Origin of the sequence: Endozoicomonas sp. YOMI1 (genome assembly GCF_024606345.1) — a bacterium.
In the GTDB taxonomy this organism is placed as follows: Bacteria; Pseudomonadota; Gammaproteobacteria; order Pseudomonadales; family Endozoicomonadaceae; genus Endozoicomonas.
The window spans coordinates 1-2,343 of record NZ_JAHHPM010000051.1 but is presented as its reverse complement, the minus strand read 5'-3'; the positions used below and the strand labels follow the sequence as shown (position 1 = coordinate 2,343).

At 41.4% G+C, this 2,343-nt stretch carries 2 protein-coding genes; both read right to left on the bottom strand.

The window, feature by feature from the left end; all coding sequences use genetic code 11:
• A partial coding sequence (locus tag KDK15_RS02040) for a hypothetical protein (protein ID WP_257293703.1) occupies positions 1 to 484 on the bottom strand: 484 nt, incomplete at its 3' end.
• 471 nt (positions 485 to 955) lie between these two features.
• Entirely contained in the window at positions 956 to 1,909 is a 954-nt protein-coding gene (locus KDK15_RS02035) for a hypothetical protein (protein WP_257293702.1), read from the bottom strand.
• Between the last annotated feature and the right edge of the window lie 434 nt (positions 1,910 to 2,343).

The window sequence follows — 2,343 nt, the reverse complement described above, 5'->3', positions numbered from 1 at the left end:
TGGGCAATGGATTGAAGCTTTCACCAGGATTGTGAAGAATATCAACAGCTGATGAACTTTGTGAGGTTGATCTCCCTGAACCTGAAAAAATATTTCCAGCAGTATTTTCCAACGTTAGGGTAAGTGGAGGATGATTAACATTTAAAAAGTATGAGTGAGAATTCGCTTCACCGGCCATACTCCAAACCCGATCAATACTTAATTCTGGTTGACAGGTAATAATTCTGGTATTTTTGTCAGCCTCCCGGTATGCCTTGGGTTTATGTGATAAGTCTAAGGGCTCGCTTTGTGCAGGTTCTTGAGAAGAAATAACCCTGACTGGCATTGTTTTAAAACGGGAATCCATAAATAGGTTATGGAAGCTTTCACCATATGGCATCAAGGGATTGACATAATTACTTGGTGCAGTTTGATCAACTCGCAGCCCGAAGACTAAACCATTTTGCTGCGGCCAGTCTTTAGAAGCCGGGCCACTGCTTGACATAACAGACTCATAGGCTTTCTGAAATACCGAATACAGGGAGTGTGAGTTAAAATATGGAGTAGCCATTGAATTATTGAGTTATTGAGTTATTGAATTAATAATTAGGACTATTCCTTCTTATAAAAAGTTCCCCCCATCAGATCCCTTCAATATTTATTTCAACCTTAGTCAGAAAATATGATTTCATTTGGTTAACTACTACTTAATAACAGTGACGTTAAGCTCTTCGTAGCCGGAGCCGTAAGGACGAAAAAGCCAGTGGTCAGGTGTTGTTTTTCTCGTAAGGTGGTCAAGAACCTGTTTGCTTTCTCCACAGCGGTCAATAAGACCATAACGTTGACGCGCCCGGTAACCGACAGTTCTCCGTCATTTTTGATCGGACTAACCGGGCTCGGGAGGCACAGCAGATTTACCGTTTGCCTACCCAGAGCACAGCGACAAATACCTTCTTATCCTTCGATTACTGACTACTCAATCAGTTTGAAAAGCGGGCGGGAGGGGAGAAATGGAGGTCGATTCAAGCTCACTATTTTTTGCTTTATTCGATTCTATTATAAAGGCGGCAGCTTGCTTACCTGCAATTTTTGCTTGTTCTTTATCACCGGTATTCATGAAAACTTTATAGTAAGCCTTACGGTAAGCCTTCCGTTCCTCGGTCTGTGCGTAAGCTTTATGGTAAGCCTTCCCTTTCTCGGACTGACGGTAAGCCTTCTGGTAAGCCTTCTGGTAAGCCTTAATGTAAGCCTTCCCTTTCTCGGACTGTGCGTAAGCCTTTCGGGAAGCCTTCCCTTTCTCGGACTGTGCATAAGCCCTTCTTAAGGCCTTCCGTTTCTCGGACTGTGCATAAGCCCTTCGGGAAGCCTTCCCTTTCTCGGACTGTGCGTAAGCCTTTCGGGAAGCCTTCCGTTTCTCGGACTTACTGTAAGACCTCTGGTAAACCTTCTGGTAAGCCTTATGATGAGAGATGGTTAGTGATTCACCAGAAGCAGAAGCTTTAAAATCCAACTCAGTTCCTGCAGGAGACGTATTCCGTTGAAGCTGTTTACTATTTAGTTGAGGGTTAGTAATAGAAACTGGCACCTTTGGCGTAGAAAAAAGATCAACAAGATTGTGATTATTGGGCAATGGATTAGTAATTTCACAAGGATTGTAATGAATATCAATAACTGACGAGCATTGCGAGTTTGATTGCCCTAATCCTAAAATAGACTGGATTGAAAAACATTCATTATCAGGAATATATGTGGGGGCATGATCATTATTCTGCGGTTTTATTCTGACAGGTAAGTAAAGTGGTTGATCTTCTTTAGCATGGCTATCAACAACGACTATCGACCTTTTTTCAAACCGGGGGTCATCAAATGGATTATGAAAAGTCACCGCTGGCTGCTGAAGGTAGTTTTCAGTAGTTTTATCAGTACGCATAGCACATGGAACAATAGCCACAGCCATTTCTGCAACGTGACGGGAGAAAGCCTGACATGATGTGTCAGGTTCAAAAAAAACAGTATTTTGAAAATAAGAAAAGCGGTCAGAAGCTTCATCTAAATGAGCAGGATGGTTAGGTCTATCCATTTTTGAAGTATAGAAGTATTAAATTACAGCTTGAGACAAATCATTTTCATAAAAGTTCCTACCTGACACAAACTATTCAATATTTATGTCAACCAAACATAAGAATTTGCCAGGGCTATTGAGTAGTTGGCCAAATGGAAACGTCTATTTCTGACTAAATGGGCAGGGAAGAAATAGAGGTTGATTCAAGCTCATTATTTTTTGCTTTATTCAATTCTTTTATGAAGGTGGCAGCTTGCTTACCAGCGATTTTTGCTTGTTCTTTATCACCGGTATTCTTGAAA